17 protein-coding genes are annotated in these 19855 nt (G+C 61.2%); 13 read left to right on the forward strand and 4 right to left on the reverse strand.

The window, feature by feature from the left end; translation table 11 throughout:
• The first annotated feature begins 383 nt into the window (after positions 1-383).
• A complete protein-coding gene (locus J7I86_RS06095; protein WP_214817444.1) occupies positions 384-575 on the forward strand; it encodes a hypothetical protein in 192 nt (63 codons plus the stop codon).
• Positions 576-660: 85 nt separating this feature from the next.
• On the opposite strand, the gene J7I86_RS06100 is transcribed toward J7I86_RS06095, so the two are convergent.
• Positions 661-990: an ANTAR domain-containing protein gene (locus J7I86_RS06100; RefSeq protein WP_214817446.1), complete on the reverse strand. Its 330-nt coding sequence runs from the start codon at positions 988-990 to the stop codon at positions 661-663.
• A 461-nt stretch (positions 991-1451) separates the two neighbouring features.
• Here J7I86_RS06100 and J7I86_RS06105 point away from each other — a divergent pair, with 461 nt between their 5' ends.
• The 6 genes from J7I86_RS06105 to J7I86_RS06130 are packed head-to-tail and all read left to right on the forward strand — an operon-like array spanning position 1452 to position 9319.
• Entirely contained in the window at positions 1452-2882 is a 1431-nt protein-coding gene (locus J7I86_RS06105; RefSeq protein ID WP_214817460.1) for an FAD-binding oxidoreductase, read from the forward strand.
• A gap of 57 nt (positions 2883-2939) precedes the next feature.
• Entirely contained in the window at positions 2940-4592 is a 1653-nt protein-coding gene (locus tag J7I86_RS06110) for an ABC transporter substrate-binding protein (RefSeq protein WP_214817462.1), read from the forward strand.
• Positions 4589-5551 (forward strand): ABC transporter permease, encoded by a 963-nt coding sequence (locus J7I86_RS06115; protein ID WP_214817465.1) that lies wholly within the window; start codon positions 4589-4591, stop codon positions 5549-5551. The genes J7I86_RS06110 and J7I86_RS06115 overlap by 4 nt, the downstream gene beginning before the upstream one ends.
• Complete coding sequence (locus J7I86_RS06120) at positions 5548-6402, forward strand: ABC transporter permease (protein ID WP_214817468.1); 855 nt, start codon at positions 5548-5550, stop codon at positions 6400-6402. Before J7I86_RS06115 ends, J7I86_RS06120 begins: the two co-directional genes overlap by 4 nt.
• A gap of 20 nt (positions 6403-6422) precedes the next feature.
• Positions 6423-8120 (forward strand): ABC transporter ATP-binding protein, encoded by a 1698-nt coding sequence (locus J7I86_RS06125; protein ID WP_309476673.1) that lies wholly within the window; start codon positions 6423-6425, stop codon positions 8118-8120.
• Positions 8117-9319, forward strand: coding sequence for a PLP-dependent aminotransferase family protein (locus J7I86_RS06130; RefSeq protein ID WP_214817475.1), 1203 nt, complete (start codon positions 8117-8119; stop codon positions 9317-9319). The genes J7I86_RS06125 and J7I86_RS06130 overlap by 4 nt, the downstream gene beginning before the upstream one ends.
• A gap of 141 nt (positions 9320-9460) precedes the next feature.
• Here J7I86_RS06130 and J7I86_RS06135 read toward each other — a convergent pair whose 3' ends face one another.
• Together J7I86_RS06135 and panB are read right to left on the reverse strand one after the other, a co-directional pair.
• Positions 9461-10003, reverse strand: coding sequence for a TetR/AcrR family transcriptional regulator (locus J7I86_RS06135; protein WP_214817478.1), 543 nt, complete (start codon positions 10001-10003; stop codon positions 9461-9463).
• A 653-nt stretch (positions 10004-10656) separates the two neighbouring features.
• Positions 10657-11553 (reverse strand): 3-methyl-2-oxobutanoate hydroxymethyltransferase, encoded by an 897-nt coding sequence (panB, locus tag J7I86_RS06140; protein ID WP_214817482.1) that lies wholly within the window; start codon positions 11551-11553, stop codon positions 10657-10659.
• 209 nt (positions 11554-11762) lie between these two features.
• Between panB and J7I86_RS06145 the strand changes: the two genes are divergently transcribed.
• The 5 genes from J7I86_RS06145 (at position 11763) to panD (ending at position 16699) form a co-directional block, all read left to right on the forward strand.
• On the forward strand, positions 11763-12404 hold the full coding sequence (locus J7I86_RS06145) for a GntR family transcriptional regulator (protein ID WP_214817485.1): 642 nt from the start codon (positions 11763-11765) through the stop codon (positions 12402-12404).
• Between the two features lie 26 nt (positions 12405-12430).
• The gene (locus tag J7I86_RS06150; RefSeq protein ID WP_214817488.1) at positions 12431-13951 is read left to right on the forward strand and encodes an MmgE/PrpD family protein; all 1521 of its coding nucleotides are present in this window, start codon (positions 12431-12433) and stop codon (positions 13949-13951) included.
• Positions 13952-14857 (forward strand): methylisocitrate lyase, encoded by a 906-nt coding sequence (prpB, locus tag J7I86_RS06155; RefSeq protein WP_214817491.1) that lies wholly within the window; start codon positions 13952-13954, stop codon positions 14855-14857.
• Positions 14858-14884: 27 nt separating this feature from the next.
• Complete coding sequence (locus J7I86_RS06160; protein WP_214817494.1) at positions 14885-16021, forward strand: bifunctional 2-methylcitrate synthase/citrate synthase; 1137 nt, start codon at positions 14885-14887, stop codon at positions 16019-16021.
• 252 nt (positions 16022-16273) lie between these two features.
• A complete protein-coding gene (gene panD / locus J7I86_RS06165; protein ID WP_214817512.1) occupies positions 16274-16699 on the forward strand; it encodes an aspartate 1-decarboxylase in 426 nt (141 codons plus the stop codon).
• Between the two features lie 638 nt (positions 16700-17337).
• On the opposite strand, the gene J7I86_RS06170 is transcribed toward panD, so the two are convergent.
• Positions 17338-18783 carry an APC family permease gene (locus tag J7I86_RS06170; protein ID WP_214817515.1) on the reverse strand — a complete coding sequence of 482 codons (1446 nt, stop codon included), beginning with the start codon at positions 18781-18783 and terminating at the stop codon, positions 17338-17340.
• A gap of 878 nt (positions 18784-19661) precedes the next feature.
• On the opposite strand from J7I86_RS06170, the gene J7I86_RS06175 reads away from it, so the two are divergent.
• A partial coding sequence (locus tag J7I86_RS06175; protein ID WP_214817518.1) for a hypothetical protein occupies positions 19662-19855 on the forward strand: 194 nt, incomplete at its 3' end.

The following is a 19855-nucleotide window of genomic DNA, read 5'->3' on the forward strand; positions in this document are numbered from 1 at the left end:
TTCCTGCTAAGTTTTCCTCGCTAATGGCTATTAGGGGTGTCCGCTTCCTTCGACCTGGGACACCTACGATCGGGGGCGGGCACGAATCCACAAACAAGATATGGATAAAGGCTTACTGAAGAAGCTTTAGGCAGGAGGAGCGGATCACCGCCGAGCGGTCGAATCTCCGTTCCCATCTGGCCGATGGCTCCTCCGGAGGAGCCATCCGCAGTTCCACACCCACAAGGGGTGCAAGTAAACCCAGGCGCGGGCAAAGTTCCCGGATAAGGGTCCGGAGCTGGGCCGGTCGGACGGGTTTGGTCAGATAGGCCGGCTTCCAGCAGCAAGGACCTCAAAACGCAACGGCCGGCCGTGCGATCATCGACACCCCGTTTGGTGTCATCTTGGCCCAAGACCGCTCCATCGCTGATGCCGCGTTCGACATGCTCGGCCAAGCCTCCAGCAGTAGCAACCAGAAGATCGAGCTCATGGTGGCCAGCGGCCTGGCCAGGGCCGTGAACCTTACGCATAACCATAGCTACCGGTTTCACCCGCCTCAGCCGCGCCCGCGAGGGCAGAACGACGATTCATCCTAGTGTTAGGGCCCGAAAGGGGTGCAGCGCCGAGATTCTCTGTTGCTAACCTCGAGGGGCCGGGTGGAGAGCCGCATCAATCCCCGCTCTACTTGTCCAAGAGGACCTGCATGATCTTCATCGCCGCTTCCTGGCTGCAACGATTTTGGGCCATGATGGCTCCGGCGGCCAGATCAATGGTGGCCCGGGTTTCCAGGGTGGCCAGGAGGTTCTTTTCCGTCTCAGCCAACTGGTTAAGGCGCTTCCCCACGCGGACCGACTTGGACGCGCGAGTGGAGTAGGCCTGGCCCGAGTCGACATCCATCTCGGTTAAACCATGGGGCCTGGTGGAGTACAGGTTCAGGCAGACTTCTCCCTCCCCTTCCAATGACAACGGCACGGAGAGGCTTGACCGCACTCCCTCCTGTACCGCAGTCATTCCTTACAAATGGACGGGCCCTGCAAAATCTCCAGGCCCCGATCGGAGGCGGAATGCAGGGTTTGCTCTTCTTCAGAGCCGATGCATGCTCGAGATTACGGAGGTCACCCCCCCCGTAACAAAGAGATACCTCTCCAGCGGTAATGCGGCGACATTGGGCTTCTCGGGACGACGCCTGAGCGCAACAAAGAGACCACAATCGTCATCTTCGTCGCACTGGCAGGCGAGGCAGAACCGTGAGAAAAGAATGGTGTCGCAGAATTGCTTACTTTTACTTAATAGTCAGATTTACTACCCCCGGTTGAGAAGTATTGATCGAAGTTTCAAGAAATTCGCACGTAAATTCCGATTCCCGTTAGCTTTTGAGGACCCAGTTAATTGTGACCGGGATATCCATCAAAAGCTTTTGGGTGCTTCGCGCAGGAATGCCTTGTCATGCACCCGGACAGAGAGACGCCCGCATGACAGCCCAGCAACTCACCCATGAAGACACCGCAATCCACGAACACCCCCGCATCCAGGGCTACATTCGCGAGCTCACCCGACGTGCGAAAGGCATCGAGATCCGCGAGCCCGGCACCGGGACCACCCGCTACAGCCACGACGCAGCCACCGCTAAAGCCGCAGCCGCCAGCGGAAAGCCGGGACCCGCCGTCGTGCTTCCCGCGACGGCGGCTGAGGTTCAGGCAGCGGTAAAACTGGCCGCCGAACTGGGCGTGACCGTGGTGCCGCGCGGGGCTGGGACCGGCCTGTCGGGCGGTGCCACCGCCCACGCAGACCAGGTTGTTATTTCCACCGAGAAACTCACCCGCATCATCGAGGTTTCCGCGTTGGACGAAGTGGCGGTGGTAGAACCCGGCGTTATCAATGCAGATCTGAATAAGCACCTGAAACCATTCGGACTTTTTTATGCCCCGGATCCAGCAAGTTTCGACATTTCCTCCATCGGCGGCAATATCGCCACCAACGCAGGCGGGCTGAGATGCGCCAAATATGGGGTGACGCGCGAATCGGTCCTGTCGCTCGACGTCGTCCTGCCCGACGGCAGCCTCATCACAGTTGGCCACCGCTCCATCAAAGGCGTTACCGGACTGGATCTGACCTCGTTGTTCGTCGGCTCCGAGGGAATTCTCGGCATCGTCACAAAAGCGACGGTCCGGTTGCGTCCTATCCCGATCGCCCGCAAAACGGTCAGCGCGTTCTTCAACAGCACGTCAGAGGGCGCCGAGGGTCTCGCAGCCATCACGCTCTCACCGGTACGCCCGGCCGCCATCGAATTCTTCGACACCCCCAGCCTGGCCAACATCGACGCTCACTCCGGAACCGCGTTGCGGGAACGGGGCGCCGCGTTGATCCTCATCGAAATCGACGGCTATGGCATCGGCGACCAGGCCGCCGACCTCGCCACAGCACTCACCGCTGCCGGCGGCCGTGTCACGGTGGAGTCCGACGACGACGGCGTGCGGCTCTGGGAACTGCGCCGCAGCGGCCGCGGCCTCCCGCAGGACAAGTGGTACATAGGCGAGGACATCGCAGTGCCCAAGTCCCAACTGCCCCAGGTGTACGCGGCCTTCCCTGCCTTGGAAGCCCGCTTCGGTGTCTCCATCTCGGCGGTATCGCACGCCGGCGACGGTAACCTGCATCCGTTGATCACCAAAGACAAAACGCCCGACGACGGCGCGAACCCGCCAGCCTCCCTCCTGGACGCTGCCACTGAACTCGTGAAGGTTGCGCTTTCCCTTGGCGGGACGGTCACGGGAGAACACGGCGTGGGAACCATCAAGCGCGAATGGGCAGCCTTGGAACTTTCAGAGCGTAGCCGAGAGGTGCAGCACGCCATCAAGGCTGCCATCGACCCCCAGCAACTTCTCAATCCCGGCAAAGCCATCTAGCCGCCCTGCCCGCAGCACTACCCCAACACAATCCCATTACGCATCAGGAGCATCCCCATGAATACCTTCAACACCCCCGGGTTCCGCAGACGGGCCTTCCTCGCCGGCCTCGGCGCGCTGTCCACCTCTGCTCTCGTCACGGCCTGCGGCGGTACAACCGCCAGCACAGGTGCCGGTTCCACCACACCCGTGGATGGCGGCAATGTCACCTTCCTCATCCAGGGTTATGACACCGGTTGGGTTTCCAGTAAGACGTCCATTTCCAGCTACGAGGGCAACCTGTGGGGCCAGATCACGGACAAGCTGGTGTACGTCAATGAAAAGGGCGAGCTCAGCCCTTGGGTTGCCGAAAGCTGGGAAGAACTCAACGGCGCCAAGGACTTCACCATCCACCTGAAGCAGGGCGTGACGTTCTCCGACGGCACGCCGCTGGACGCAGCAGCCGTCGTCGCCAACCTCACCGCTTGGGCGAAGGGCGATTCCACCCGCGGCGTCAGCAAGGTGGGCCTGTTCCCGTCCACCAACTTCGTCTCTGCCGAAGCCACTGACCCAGCCACAGTCAAGGTTTCGTTCTCCTCCCCCGCACTCGGCTTCATCGCCACACTGGGGTATCACGGCTGCATCCTGCTCTCACCAAAGACGCTCGCACTCCCTGTCGAGGCGCAGGCGGACCTCAGCCAGGAAATCGGCAGCGGCCCGTTCGTGGTCAAGTCCTGGAAGCAGGGCGACAGCTACGTTCTGGAAAAACGCAAGGACTACAACTGGGGCCCGGCAGCGCTCGGACACACCGGTCCGGCACGCCTGGACACCATCACGTACAAAGTCATCAAGGACACCTCGGTCCGGACATCGACGGTAGTTTCCGGTCAGGCTGACGTTGCCTTCAACGTGGAGCCGCAGGAAATCGAGTCACTCAAGGCGCAAGGCTTCACAGTGGGCACGCCGCGCTACCTGGGCTTCGTCGACGGTTTCCAGGTCAACACCCAGGCCTTCCCCACCAACGACCCCGCCGTCCGCAAGGCCATCCAGCACGGTATTGACCGCGAAGAGATCCTCAAGACCGTCTACACCAGTGATTGGAATGCCGCTACAACGTTCATCCAGGGCAACGTGCCGGAGGCCGGCGAGTTCAGCGAATCCTTCAAGTTCGACGCTGATAAGGCCAACAAGGTCCTCGACGAAGCCGGCTGGGCATCCGGCTCGGATGGTTACCGTTCCAAGGACGGCAAGACTCTCGAGTTCACCCTGACGCCCAACCCGTACGTGCCGTCCACCAAGGCCGAGGATGAGCTCATCGCGCAGCAGCTCAAAAAGGTGGGTATTAAGGTCAACCTCAAGGTGGTGCACGTCGCCGGCTACGCGGCCGTGCAGGCCAGCAAGCCGCCGCTGTTCCAAACCTCGCGCAGCTTCGTCGACGTCGGAACGGTCGCCGGAGTCCTGACCAGCCAGAATAAGGGTGAGGACTGGTTCGGTCTCGGAACCAGCGACCAGAAGCTGAACGACCTTTCCACCGCGATCGCCACGGCTTCGGACCGTGCCTCCCGCGAAAGAGTTGCGGACGAGCTGCAGCAATACGTCCTTGAGCAGGGCTACTTCATCCCTCTCAACCAGCTGGTCCAGCGCCTGTACCTCATCAGCCCCAAGATCAAGGACGTCCAGTACAACGGGCTGGCGTACGCGAACTTCTACACCGCCTGGATTTCGCAGTGACAGGAGACTACCGGCGCTTTGCTTTGACGCGCGCAGGCCAGGCGATCGTCGTCGTGCTTCTCGCGTATGTGTTCACGTTCCTGATCATCAGCGTCCTCCCGGGCGATGCCATCACCAATACGCTCAGGGACCCGCAGCACGGACTGAGCGAGGAAGAGATCCAACGGATTGTTGCCTTCTACGGCCTGGACCAGCCGGTGGTCGTCCAACTACTGCTGTCCTTGGGGCGCTTCCTAACGGGAGAGCTGGGATTCTCGCTGCAGTCCAACCTCCCGGTGTCCCAACTGGTGGGTGACGCCCTGCCTTCAACGCTGACGCTGGCAACAACTGCCCTGTTGATCGCCATCATTTTGGCCGTGGCTATTGCCTACGGCGCGCAGTATCTGCCCGGCAAGTGGGCTGCAATCGTCCGGTCCATACCGTCGTTCTTCTTGTCGGTGCCCAACTTCGTGATCGGCCTGGTTCTGATCGAGTTCTTCGCCTTCCGGCTGCACTCGTTTACCACCACCGATCCGAACAGTCCGGTGGCCACGTTGTTCGCGGCGATCACCCTGGCCATCCCGGTCTCAGCGCCCCTGGCCGAAGTCCTGATCGCCAGCCTGGACCATGAATCCCGGCAGGAGTATGCGGTGGTTGCGCGCTCACGCGGGTTGACTGAGGCAAGGCTGTTCGCCAAGCACCTGGTGAAGCCTTCGGCCCTGCCGTCGGTGGCCATGGTGGCGCTCATCGTGGGAGAACTGCTGGGCGGTTCGGTGATTACTGAGACCATCTTCGGCCGGGACGGGATCGGCACCGTGGTCCAAAAGGCAGTAACCGGTGAGGACCAGCCAGTCCTTCAAGCAATCGTTTCCCTGTCAGCCGTGATCTTTGTTGCCGTGAACCTGGTGGCTGATCTTGCCTCGCCCCTACTGGATCCACGCGTCAAACTCCGGGAGAGCAAACTCAAGGAGAAGGTGTGACTGCCATCCTCAGCAACACGCAGCTTCGCGACGTCGGATCGGCACCTAGGAAACTCACCGCCGGCCTGCCGCCGGCAACCGTCCTCCTGTCCTTCGCAGTGATCCTCGTGGTCATCCTGTGGTCACTGATCCCGGGCCTCTTCACCTCCCTCAGCCCCGTCACAGGCGATACCGCAAGCAAGTTGGCGGCACCAAGCGCCGCCCACTGGTTCGGAACTGACTACCTTGGCCGCGACCAGTACGCCCGGGTGGTTTACGGAACCGCGTCGTCGGTGACAAGTGCCCTGGTGGCTGTGCTCATCGGGCTCGTGATCGGCAGCATCATTGGCCTCGCCAGTGGGTTCCGTGGCGGCTGGGTGGATGCTGTCCTGGGCCGTTTCGTTGACGTCCTGCTGGCCATTCCCGGCTTCCTCCTAGCCGTGGTCATCGTCAGCTCGCTGGGTTTCCAGACCATCAACGCGGCCATCGCCACCGGAGTGTCCGCCGTCGCCGTCTTTGCCAGGCTGATGCGGGCAGAAGTGATGCGGGTCCACAGTGCCACCTTCGTTGAAGCGTCCTACCTCGAGGGCGGAAACCGTCTGCACGCACTGCTGGGACATGTCCTCCCCAACGCCTACCGGTCAGTGCTGGTCCTGGCGGTGCTGCAGTTCGGCACGTCCATCCTGATCATCGCCTCCCTGGCCTTCCTCGGCTACGGCGATCCACCCCCTGCCTCGGACTGGGGACTCCTGGTCGCCTCGGGCAAAACGTACGTCACGGCGCCATGGCTCGTGTACGCACCCGCTTTGGTCATCGTGGCCACCGTCCTGTCCGTGAACCGCATCAGCCGCTGGCTGCGAAACGCCAAGTGAAAATTCGAAAGGACACCGACGTGTCAGCTGACCTATTAACAGTGGAAAGCTTGTCGATCGCCTACGGTCCCACCGCCGTCGTCCATGACGTCTCGTTTTCGGTGGCCAAAGGCGAGAGCCTGGCGCTGATCGGCGAATCCGGTTCTGGCAAGTCGACCATCGCCAAAGCCGTCCTGCGGTTGCTTCCCCACGGCGAAGCGACGGCGGCGGGCCGGGTGGCATTGAACGGTCGCGATATTCTGGCCCTGCCCGAAAAGCAGTTCCGTTCCCTCCGAGGCCGGGAACTCGGGTTTATCCCACAGGATCCGGCGTCTGCGCTCAACCCGGTCCGGACCATCGGCGCCCAGGCACAGGAAGCCGCGGCGCTGCTCGGCGAAACCGATCCGTCCGTTCGCCGTGGCAGGATCCTGGACGTGCTGGAGCAAGTGGGACTGCCCGATCCCGTGCGGGTGTACGACTCCTACCCCCACCAGCTCTCCGGCGGCATGCTCCAACGCGTGCTGATCGCGCTCACCGTACTCCCCCGGCCATCGCTGATCGTGGCCGACGAACCCACCTCCGCCTTGGACGTCACAGTGCAAAAACTGATCCTGGACATGCTCACCGAGCTCCGCCGGGACTTGGACATCAGCCTGCTGCTGATCACGCACGACCTCGCCATCGCGGCCGAACGCGCCGATCAGCTGGTGGTGCTGAAGGACGGCACAGTGCAGGAAAGCGGCCCATCCCGGGACGTCTTCGCCGTACCGCGAACGGATTACGCCCGCAGCCTCCAGGCGGACGTGCCTGCTCTTCATCCGGACAGGTACCGGGACCAGCGCACTGCCTTTCGGCCAGTGGACCCAGTGCACGACGGCGACTCCCGCACCGGGGATGTTTCCTCACCATCAGCGGGCCTCCAGATTGATGTTCGAGAGGTGACCAAGCGCTTCTCGGCCGGCGGGAAGGACGTCCTTGCCTGCGACGGCGTGTCCTTCTCCGTGGAACGCGGACGGACGCACGCCCTCGTTGGCGAGTCCGGTTCCGGCAAGACCACTGCCGTGCGGTTGCTGCTTGGCCTTGAACAGCCCGACGGTGGGCAGATCGCGGTAGCCGGCCAATCGACGTCGGGCAGGTCCCGTGCCGAAGTGCGCGACATCCGCAGGCACCTTCAGCTCGTGTACCAAAACCCTTTCACGTCGCTGGACCCGACCTGGCGGGTCAGCAGAATCATTCGCGAACCGTTGGACCAGTTCGGTGTGGGGACCAAGCCCGAGCGTGCCCAGCGCGTTCGCGAGGCGCTGGAGGCTGTGGGTTTACCTTCCGATGTGGCCTCCAGGCGACCTGCGCACCTGTCCGGTGGCCAGCGCCAGCGGGTTGCGATCGCTCGGGCGCTGGTGGTGAGGCCCGACGTCGTAGTTCTGGATGAGCCGACATCCGCGCTGGACGTGAGTGTGCAGGCTGGGATCCTGGAGCTGCTGTCCAAACTCCAACGCGAACTGGGCCTGACGTATCTGTTCGTCTCGCACGATCTGGCGCTGGTGAGGCAGGTGGCTGACACCGTTTCTGTCCTGCGGAAGGGGCAGGTGGTGGAAGACGGAGCGGTGGAAGACATCTTCTCGCGACCGCAACACCCCTATACCCGTGCACTCCTTGACTCGATACCTCTAGCCACTCCCGCAGCGGCACTTGACCGGATTGCCACGGAAGACAAACTACTAGCGAAATCCACAGCATGACCACCCAGACCCTGACTACCGCCCGGCGCCCCGCACTGATCGAGGCCTTCACCGCACCGAAGGGATTCGGTGACCAGACGCTGCGGGACCGCAGAGCAGACGCGATCGAACTCCTGGGCGGCATCCCTGATCCCAGCGTGCTCCCCACAGAGGCGCTGGCCGCCGCTACCTCCCGACTGTTGGCGAAGCCCGGCGTCCCTGCACTCCAATACTCGCGAACGGAAGGTATCTCCCCACTACGTGAATGGATCGCCGAACGAGAAGGCGTACAAGTGGACCGGATCCTTATCACCAACGGCGGCTTCCACGGACTCTCCCTGGCCATCCAATCCGTAGTGGAACGCGGGGACCTGGTGGCGGTGGACAACCCGATCTTCCCGCTGTTCCTGCGGGGGCTTCAGTTGTCCGATGCGCGGACCCTGCCGATCTTCGTGGGACCGCAGGGTCTCGACGTCGATCACCTCTCGGACCAGTTGCGCGCTGGTGCCCGTCCCTCCGCGCTCTACACGGTGCCGGACTTCCACAATCCTTCCCAAGGCACGCTTCCCGGACAGGCACGCCAGGAGCTGGTCCGGCTGGCGGAGCACTACGGTTTCGTGATCCTGGCCGACAACCCGTACCGCGAACTCCGTTTTTCCGGCGAGGAGGAGAGCGTAGAGGAATTCAATACCTCTGACCACGTCCTCCACATCAACACGTTCACCAAGACCCTAGGGCCGGGGCTGCGTCTGGGCTGGACCGTGGCACCCGAGCGGCTCTCCCGTGATCTCGTCGCCCTGCGGAGCAGGCAGGACTCGCACAGCTCCACGCTGGTCCAGGCGATCGTCGGAGAACTGGTAACGTCCGATCCCGGGATCTTTGACGCGACACTGAACCGCGCCCGTGCGCTGTACAAGGACCGGGCGGAAACACTTGTCAATGCTCTTCATCGCGAGGCGCCAGGCGCTTTCGAGACCGTCCTTCCCGACGGCGGGCTCTTCCTCTGGCCCAAACTGTCAGACTCCTCAGTGGACCCAGACCAGCTCGCGACCGATGCCAGCGCCGAGGGTGTGGAATACCAGCGAGGTTCGTTCTTCCCTTCAGGACCGGGGACCGACGCTGAGCGACACCTACGCCTGGCCTACGGTGACGTTCCATCCGCGAAACTTGAGGAAGCGGCAGCACGGCTGGGACGTGCACTGAAAAGGCAGCGGAAGTAGACGCGCGCACTCGGGAGCGATTGGGCGTTGCCTAACCGTAGTAAGAGTGCCGCATCCTTCCTATGGTCAGGCTTTAGCGGTTAGGGAGGGGCCTCGGTCTCCCCCAACAGAATCTGGGCAATTCCGTCGTGGATCCGGAGTTCAAGGGCTCCGGATCTTGCGCATGGTATGCAGCAGGGCGGCAGCCTCAGCTTCCCGGTAGCTCTGGCTGGCTTCTTCACCCTGGTGAAACACTGCGTTGAAGAACAAGCCGTCCCCTATATAGCGGATGGCCAAAGCCAGCTCCGGGCCGACTTCCGCTGCAAGAATCTCCAGCCACTGCTCGTGGACGTACATCAGCCTTCCCTGGATCTCGCTCCGCGCCACCTGCGAAAGCCGATTCACGGCCACAAATGCTCTATCCAGCGGCGAGTTGCTCCAGAAAGATGTCTGGAGAAAGTATGCGACCGGCCCGTCGGGCGCTGCTCTCATGGCGTCGAAATCCTCCGATACCAACTCATCAAACCTTCCGAGCTGTGCCGAAACCAATGCTTCCCTGTTTGGGAAGTAGTGAAGTAGCCCGCCCTTCGAAACGCCTGCGAACCTCGCAACGGCGTCCACAGTGGCTGCGCGCTCCCCTGACTCTATGAGAATGGACTCAAATGGATTCAGCACTCTTTCAGGGATTGAGGCTCTTTCAGCCATATCGGTCCTGAGATGGACCTGCTGGCTTGGCCTGAAGCCTTGGTTCATGATGAGCGACCTCCCGTATCGGCGGATTCAACGGCGACCGCGTGTCTTGCCCAAAGCAACGCCCGCTCCATCGTTTTGGAATGACGACCGGTTTGATTGAGCATCCGCATTCATATGCGGCAGTGGCCGAGGCAGCGGACGCTGCCACAACAGGACCAGGTACCCCTAAAAGTACTTTCCCTCGGACGCCGGAGCGCTGGTCCGATCCGTCGGATCAGCGCAATCTGGCCAAATCGTCCCATCACTCCATCTATCCACAGGTGCGACGGCGCAAGTCTCTACGGACAGGGTCAAAACATAGGTCGATCTAGCCCTTTCCACCGTGAGCGGCCCGGAGCGGGGGCAGTTGTACGGTGTCCCTCTGCGCTTCATCGTCCTCGCCCTCATCTCAACTAGTGTTGCGATCCGCTGTCTTCAGTGTGGGCATACAGGGCTTTCGACGCATTTAGATAATCAACCGAAATTTCGCAGAACCTTCAGTATTTTCACAATGATTTGCGGCTAGGGCTTAGAACGTCAGTGCCCTCAGCTGTCCCGCTAAACACGGCAGCTTTACGCCGTGTTTGCCAAGAAACGTCTGCGAACTGTCGCGCGCCGTACCCGGATCAGAAAGAGTGCTCCGGACCTGGAAACCGTCCAGATCGGACGTCGTTGCCGTAAGCGGTAGCGGCGTCCGAAAGCGTGCGGCGAAGGTCTGCGTACTGCCTGACAAACTTCGCCATTCGTCCGCCGCGCAGGCCCGCCATGTCCTGCCACACGAGCACCTGTCCCGTGGTTTCTTTGCCAGCGCCGATGCCAACGGTTGGAACACGGACTGCCGCATCCACGGCGGCTGCTGTCTCCGCAGGAACCATTTCCATCAGTACGCAGAATGCACCAGCGTCAGCAAGAGCGACTGCATCGTCGATCACCCGCTGCGCATCGTCGCCCCGGCCTTGGATGCGATATCCCCCCAACGCATGCTCGCTCTGCGGAGTGAAACCAATATGGGCCATCACCGGGATTCCGGCCTGAACCATGGCGCGCACGGTGGGCGCATAGTAGCTGCCGCCCTCGATCTTTACGGCGTGGGCCAGGCCTTCCTTGAGAAACCTGACGCCTGTTGATACGGCCTGCTCCGCAGAAACTTGGTAACTGCCGAATGGTAGGTCCGCCACGACCAAGGCGCGCTTTGTCGATCGGGCAACTGCACGGCACAACGGCAGTAGTTCGTCCACGGTGACAGGAATGCTGGTTTCGTTGCCGAGAACATTGTTGGATGCCGAATCGCCAACGAGAAGCACCTCGATGCCGGCGGCATCAAAAATTTCTGCCGCGTATTGCTCGTATGCGGTTAGCATTGCAAATTTCTTACCATCGAACTTTGCCTGCTGTAAGTGATGAATGCGCACCTTGGCAGGGTTTTGAGCTGCTTCCGAGTTCACCGCACTCCTCGGACCGTTACCGTAAGGAGCGCTGGAGTCAGCTGAAACGTCCGACCCTGAACTGTTAGTTGGTCCCATCTAATTCTCCTACGGTAGGTTGGGCGACTCCATGTTGACGGAACCTGACTGGACGGTCACCGGATGACGGTTGGTACATCGTGGACATGCAGCCCGATTGGGCACAGGCCTCACGCAAACCCTAGGCCCCTCTGCGCCAAATGTATACAAGCGAGTCCTTTTATCGGGCGTTATTGCACGCAAATCATCACTATGTATACACTCGAGCTATGCGCGCCAGTGATCGGGCTTATTCGTCCCTCCGTGAAGACATCATTGAATGGCGTCTTCGCCCGGGCGCAGTCCTTGCGGAAGTGGAGCAGTCCGAACGATTGGGTGTATCCCGCACCCCGGTCCGGGAGGCGCTGGGCCGGCTCACCGCAGAAGGATTGACGACGGCGGCGGGTGGTCGCGGCGTCGTCGTCACCGACGTCTCGCTGGAGAGCATCGACGAACTGTTCGAATTGCGCGAGACGCTTGAGGTCAGGGCTGCGGCCCTCGCAGCCCAGCGGGGTGAGCCTGCCGTTTTCTCTGAACTTCACTCGCAGCTGTTACGGGCCCCCGAATTGCTCAGCGAAGAGGACCCCGGACGCCACAAGTATTACGACTTAGTGGGACAGCTGGACGAGGCCATAGACGCCGCTATCTCAAACTCCTACCTGGCCACCGCCATGCGAAGCATCCGGGTCCACTTGGTCCGAATCCGCCGCCTCGCAGCCGACGACGCGGCCCGGCTCCACGCCGCCGCCGCCGAACATGCGGCCATTGCCGAAGCCATTGCCGGCGGAAATCCCCGCTTGGCCGAGGCAGCCACCATCGTTCACCTGCACCGAAGCCTCACCCACGTCAAAGCCGCCCACCAGGCCCGCTAAAGAACCCCTCAGTAAAAAGGAGCACCATGGTCAAGAACCACCACGTCCGCGTCTACAAAAGCGAAGAGAACCTGCCCCGTGAAGAGCAGCTGGCCCACAAAATCGCCGTGGTCGCTGCCGACCCCGTGGAGGTCACTCCTGAGGTCACTGACATGGTGATCAACCGGATCATCGATAACGCCTCGGTGGCCATTGCCTCGTTGAACCGGGCCCCGATCGTGGCAGCCCGTGCACAGGCGTTGACGCATGGGCCTTCCGCGAACGGCAAGGGCGCCCACGTGTTCGGCATCGAGCAGCAGGTCTCACCCGAGTGGGCTGCCTGGGCCAACGGTGTGGCCGTCCGGGAGCTGGACTACCACGACACATTCCTGGCCGCCGATTACTCCCACCCCGGCGACAACATCCCGCCAATCCTGGCGGTGGCCCAGCACGTGGGTTCCAATGGCGAGGATCTGGTCCGGGCCATCGCCACCGGGTATGAGATCCAGGTGAACCTCGTCAAGGCCATCTGCCTCCACAAGCACAAGATCGACCATGTTGCCCACCTCGGCCCCTCCGCCGCGGCAGGCATTGGTACCCTGCTGGGTCTGGATGTTGAGACGATCTTCCAGTCCGTGGGCCAGGCCCTGCACACCACCACCGCCACCCGGCAGTCCCGCAAGGGTGAAATCTCCACGTGGAAGGCCCACGCCCCGGCCTTCGCGGGCAAGATGGCCGTTGAAGCCGTGGACCGTTCCATGCGCGGGCAGACTTCTCCGGTGCCGATCTACGAAGGGGAAGATGGTGTTATCGCCTGGATGCTGGACGGCCCGGACGCCTCCTACGAGGTTCCGCTGCCCCTGCCCGGTGAGGCCAAGCGCGCCATCCTGGACACGTACACCAAGGAGCACTCCGCCGAGTACCAGGCCCAGGCGTGGATCGACCTCGCCCGGAAACTGAACCGCGAGCACCCCGAAACCACCCACCCCGCCAACGTGGCCTCCGTGCTGATCAAAACCAGCCACCACACGCACTACGTGATTGGCTCCGGAGCCAACGACCCCCAGAAGTACTCCCCCACCGCGTCCCGCGAAACCCTGGACCACTCCATCCCGTACATCTTCACCGTCGCGCTGCAGGACGGCGCCTGGCACCACGTGGACTCCTACGCCCCGGAGCGCGCCACGCGCCCGGACACCGTGGAACTCTGGCACAAAGTCACCACAGTCGAAGACCCCGAGTGGACCCGCCGCTACCACTCCCTGGACATCGCCGAGAAAGCCTTCGGCGGCACTGTTGTCATTACCCTCACCGACGGCACAGTGATCACCGATGAGATCGCAGTGGCGGACGCCCACCCGCTCGGGGCCCGGCCCTTCGCCCGCGAGCAATACATCAACAAGTTCCGCACACTTGCCGCAGGACTCGTGGAGGAGGCCGAGATCGAAAGGTTCCTCGCCGCCGTCGAACGCGTCACCGAACTCGGCGCAGGCGAACTGGACCAGCTCAACATCACCGCAGCCCCCGGCGTGATCGACCTCGCGGCCGCTCCGAAGGGACTGTTCTAAATGCTGTACTCCAAAGTCACGCCCGAACAGAAGCGGCTGCGCCTGAGGGAGTTGCTGGACTCCGGGACCGTGCAGCAGTTCCCGGGCGCGTTCAACCCGCTCTCCGCACGGCTGATCGAGGAGAAAGGCTTCGCCGGTGTCTACATCTCCGGCGCTGTCCTGGCCAACGACCTCGGCCTGCCCGACATCGGCCTGACCACCCTCACCGAAGTAGCAACCCGGGCCGGTCAGATCGCCCGGATGACGGACCTTCCCTCGCTGGTGGACGCGGACACCGGCTTCGGGGAACCCATGAACGTGGCCCGCACCGTGCAGGAACTCGAAAACGCGGGCCTGGCCGGGCTTCACATCGAGGACCAGTTCAACCCCAAACGCTGCGGACACCTGGACGGCAAGAACGTCGTGGACCTGGATACGGCCACCAAACGCATTCGTGCTGCTGCCGACGCCCGCAGGGACCCAAACTTCCTCATCATGGCCCGCACCGACATCCGCGCAGTAGACGGCTTGGAGGCTGCACAAAACCGTGCCAAAGCCCTGGTGGACGCCGGGGCAGACGCGATCTTCCCCGAAGCCATGCGCGACCTGGCCGAGTTCCAAGCCATCCGCGACGCCGTGGACGTGCCCATCCTGGCCAACATGACAGAGTTCGGCAAAAGCGAGCTCTTCACCGTTGCACAACTCCAAAGCGTGGGCGTGAACATGGTCATCTACCCCGTCACCCTACTCCGCATTGCCATGGGCGCTGCAGAGCGTACGCTGGAATCGATCAAGGCTGCGGGGACCCAGGAAGCGCACGTCGAAAACATGCTCACGCGTGCGCGTCTCTACGAACTCGTCGATTACGAGGCCTATAACCGATTCGATACCGGCATCTTCAATTTCCAGATTCCTGACGTCCACTAAACGAGAACTGCAACGAAGGAGTTCAGCATGGCTGATACAGAAATCAAAAAGGGCCTTGCCGGCGTCGTGGTGGATTACACCGCCGTCTCAAAGGTCAACCCGGACACCAACTCCCTGCTGTACCGCGGCTATCCCGTCCAGGAACTGGCCGCCAAGTGCAGCTTCGAAGAAGTTGCCTACCTGCTGTGGAACGGGGAACTACCCTCCACGGAGCAGTTAGCCGGACTCGTCGCAGTGGAGCGAGCAGGCCGAGCACTCGATCCGGCTCTCAGACTGATCATCGATGCCCTGCCCACCACTGCCCATCCGATGGATGTGTGCCGCACGGCAACGTCAGTCCTCGGTGCACGGCACGAGCTGGCTGAGGATTCATCTCCAGAGGCCAATATGAAGAAGGCAATCGATCTGTGGGCAGCCATGCCCGCCGTGGTGGCGTATGACCAGCGCCGCCGGCGTGGCCAGTCCGTGATCGAGCCGCGGGAGGATCTGGACTACTCAGCCAACTTCCTGTGGATGACCTTCGGCGAAGACCCCGTGGATGAAGTAGTAGAGGCGTTCAACGTCTCCATGATTCTCTACGCGGAACATTCCTTCAACGCCTCCACCTTCACTGCACGCGTCATCACCTCCACCCTCTCGGACCTCCATTCGGCCGTAACGGGCGCTATTGGCGCCTTGAAGGGTCCACTGCACGGCGGAGCCAACGAGGCCGTGATGCACACCTTTGATGAGATCGGCATCCGCAGCGAAGAATCACTGGAGGAAGCCGCCACCCGGGCCCGAGGCTGGATGGAAGACGCCCTGGCCCAGAAGAAAAAGGTCATGGGCTTCGGACACCGTGTGTACAAGCACGGCGATTCCCGGGTGCCCACCATGAAGGCCGCGCTGGACAAGATGATCGCCCACTACGGACGTCCGGAGCTCCTGGGCCTCTACAACGGACTCGAACAGGCCATGGACGAGGCAAAGGCCATCAAGCCCAACCTCGACTACCCCGCCGGACCCACGTACCACCTCATGGGCTTCGACACCCAGACCTTCACCCCTTTGTTCGTCGCCAGCCGCATCACCGGCTGGACCGCGCACATCATGGAACAGGTGGCCTCCAACTCCCTCATCCGCCCCTTGAGCGAATACAACGGCGTAGACCAGCGATCCGTGTAACTGCATACTTGCAGCCTAAGTTCCTGCGGTGAGGCGTCGGATGATCACTGGGATCATCAAATATTCGCAACGTATGTGACACCTCACCGCAGGTCGCCTCATCGAATCAAGATATCTTCACGCATCTCCGGCCAAAGTGGGCTTAAAAAGGCCGGCACCATGACTGCCGAGGCAAATCCAAACCGAGTAGCCTTTGGTCGGATCGGGGAAAGCCGATCGAACGGTTACAAATTGCTATAAATGGAGCTTCAAATGAAACGGACAATGTTCAAGTCTAAAATTCATCGGGCCACGGTTACTCATGCCGACTTGCACTACGTCGGTTCAATTACTGTCGACTTAGACCTCTTGAACGCGGCCGATATTCTTCCGGGAGAGTTGGTCGCCATAGTCGACGTTACAAACGGTGCCCGTCTGGAGACCTATACAATCGCCGGAGAACGCGGCTCCGGTGTGATAGGCATCAATGGCCCGGCAGCCCACCTGGTGCAGGAAAACGACATCGTTATCCTGATCACCTACGCTGACATGACTACAGAAGAAGCCGAAGCCTTCAAGCCTCGGGTCGTCCATGTAGACGACAACAACAAGGTAATTCAGTTAGGAAGCGACCCCGCAGAGGCCCTCACACGAGGACTCCTGCGTCCACCCCACGCCCTAAACAACGCCGCGCTCTGAGCAAAACATACCGGTTTACCACTCTATAGGTGTGCCTGAAACATTTTGGTGCCTGCGGTACAGCCCCGCCATCTTTCGCAGCCTGGGCGGCACCGGTATTCAGCGGGGACCATGTGACGCTTGTCCAAGAGGCCGACACTATCATCAGTTCTTTATGGATCGCCGTGGAACACAATTCTGCAACTCACAAATCATGCACCGTTGAGATTCACCGTGCCCCACGGCCTCAGCCAGGGTCAACGGCACCCAATCTGACGTCCGGCAGCGCCCAGAAACACGTCAGGTTGCAGCCGTGCGATATCATCCTTGCGCGGTCTTTAAAGAGCCCACTGCATGAGTCGTTCTCCATCACCCACAACACCAAAGTCAAGCACTTCTTGACCTCCGAACCGCAAATCCAACAGCTTGGCAAGGGATAGCTGTTCGAAACCATGTGGAGCAGGGGCTACTAGCGCGCTGGTCAACCTACTGAGAAGTGGTTGACCAGCGCGGCTTGGCCTGCCATTTGACGGCGGGGTCGCGAGTTCCAGTCCTTCTGGTCCGGCCCATAGAGCAGTCATGTCGCACCCCTCGCTTACAGGTTCCAGACCGTCGGCTTCGGACCTTCCGGCGTCCTACTGCCTAGCTGTTGCCGGACTTTACTGCCGACCAATGTGGGCATAGGTGGCCGGCTTGGTCCGCCGGTAAACCACCGCGAGAGCGATGCCGAGCACGAACAGGCCGACGATCAGCGCCATCAGAATGGTTGCCAAGACGAAGGAGCCGCCCACCAGGAGGGGGAAATTGATCCCCGCGAGGATCAGTCCGGCTCCCAGACCGATGAGCGATACGGCCGGTAAGACGACCCTGCTCCACACAGAATGCTGCTGGCCATGGCGACGCAGGTAGACCGGAACTGCGACTCCTGTCACGAAGATCACGCCGAGGATCACGAAACTGGTAATGCCGAGCAGAGCCGTATAGAAGTCAATGGCCCCGATTCCCGTGAAGACCACCATGAGGCTTACAACCAGGCCTGCACCGCTAATGGCCATGGACGAGACGTGCGGAGAGCCGTGGCGGGGGTGCACCATGCTCAATTTCCGCGGAAGGATTCCGTCGGCACTCAAATTAAAGGAATATCTGGCCGAAATATTATGCGCTGCGAGGATCACGGCAAAGGTACTCGTATTGACGAGGACGGTCGCGGCGTCCGCGAGGACTTTCCCGCCGAAAGCCTGGAGGCTGTGCGTCATTGAACCGGTTGGGTCCTCGGTGGCGGCTTCAACGACCTTATCGAGACCGATCGAGTTGAGGAACAACAGTGCGGAAAGGCCGTAGACGACAGTCCCCAAGGCGATGACGGCATAGGTGACGCGGGGAATCGTTCGGCTGGGATCCCGGACCTCCTCACGGAACAGGACGGTCACCTCGAAGCCTGCAAACATCCCGAGAGCGAAGAGCAAACCCAGAGGGAAGGACCCATCGAACCAGTGCATCGGGCTCAGCGGTGCAACGGAGATGCCCTCATGGCCGGCTCCCCCATTGACGAAAACAAGGGCGTCGTAAGCGACCACGATGACGACCTCAAGGAGCAGGAAGATAGTCAGCACCTTTGCTGACAGTTCGACCTTGAAATAGCCGAGGATTGAGCTGGCAGCCCAGAAGATGCTTGCCCAGACGTACCAAGGGAGGTTGGGCCCGTTGAGCGTGCCATGTACCAACTCGCCCATGACGACACCCCCGAACACGACGCTTCCGGCATAGGCGCAGAAGTAACCCAGAAGTGCAACCAGTCCTGAGCCAAGGCCTATTTCCCGCCCGAGTCCGGCGGTGATCATCGAGTAGAAGCCACCGGGCTTCGGCATGATTTTGGACATTCGCGTGAAGCCGACGGCGAAGGCGCCCAAGATGGCCCCTGCAATGATGAACGATACTGGCGTTCCCAGGCCTGCCCCGCTACTCACCATGATGGGGATGGCCCCGACGACGACCACCAGAGGGGCGTTGTACGCCACCACGCTGAAGAACAGCGAGAGGAACCCCATGTTGCCCTTGAGGTGAGGCTGGCTCTGTGGCGGCGCTTTAGTATCCACTGAACTCATTAGGTCCATATTCGATCAGTACCTTCCTAGAAGTAATAGTCTTCCCCGAGACAGGGCCGCGCCTTCAGCGCGGTCCGACATAAGCGGCTGCTCCTTAGGCGCGCATGGCGAAAGTCACAAAGGCTTGCTCAGTTGTTGGGACGTGCATCACACGCCGATGGTCTGACTACGATGTTCGCTGCTTGGTCATCCGCTCGTCACTAGTTGTTTTACCAACGAGCCGTCAGGCCTTTGGCGTCTTCCCAATCACGAATACCCCGGCCCCGTTGTCGGTTCTGCCGGTTGGGGAGGCTTTGTCGTCGCTCCGACCGAGTCGCTGGAATACCCCCAACTCCTCCTGGTTCGATTGGCTATAGCACCACTATCCGAAGCGTTGCACTTGGGAGAAAGTCAACTCATGCGGCTATCCGCTCCTAGTGATCCGGACTACATCCAAGGGGTGGGCAGGGACACTGAAACAAGACCAAGTCTTTGCTCGCCAATTGGTTAAACCACCACTATCCGAGGCGTTTCTCTTAGGGCAAGATCAATGCACGCTGCTGAATTGAAGATGCGGGTTTGGCGTCGTGGAGGGTAGAGCCGAAGTCCTTCTGACACCTGGCCATGAGCCACACAACTTACGGCCGTCCAATACTTACTACCTAAGGAGACCACCTGGGGGTACCTACACAAACGAAGGCGGCGTTGCGCGTAAGCCGATCCTACGGAGGACCGCAGCTGCCGTCGCCAGGGTTTCTTGGTGCTGGTTTCTCCGTGCCTGTCATGGCTGGACGCCAGCCCTCAAGTATTGAACTCGACGCCCACCATGACGGCGCAGCATTCACGCGACCTCGAGACAGGATCTCGATCACCTTGAGAAGAAGAAAGGGTGTTTCACCATGACCCATACGCAGGTAGCTGCAACCGAGCTCGAACTGGTGGATCTCGACCACTGGGGAATGATGACAAACGACGACGACTTAGCGAACGCGTTGCCACTCAAAGACATTGCTATGTACGAGTTGTCAGAAAACGACACAGTATCTGAGTACCGACTGACCTCCGAGTCGCTGCCGCAAGAGGGCGTTCCCGC

This window comes from Arthrobacter sp. ISL-95 (assembly GCF_018613695.1).
GTDB lineage: Bacteria > Actinomycetota > Actinomycetes > Actinomycetales > Micrococcaceae > Arthrobacter.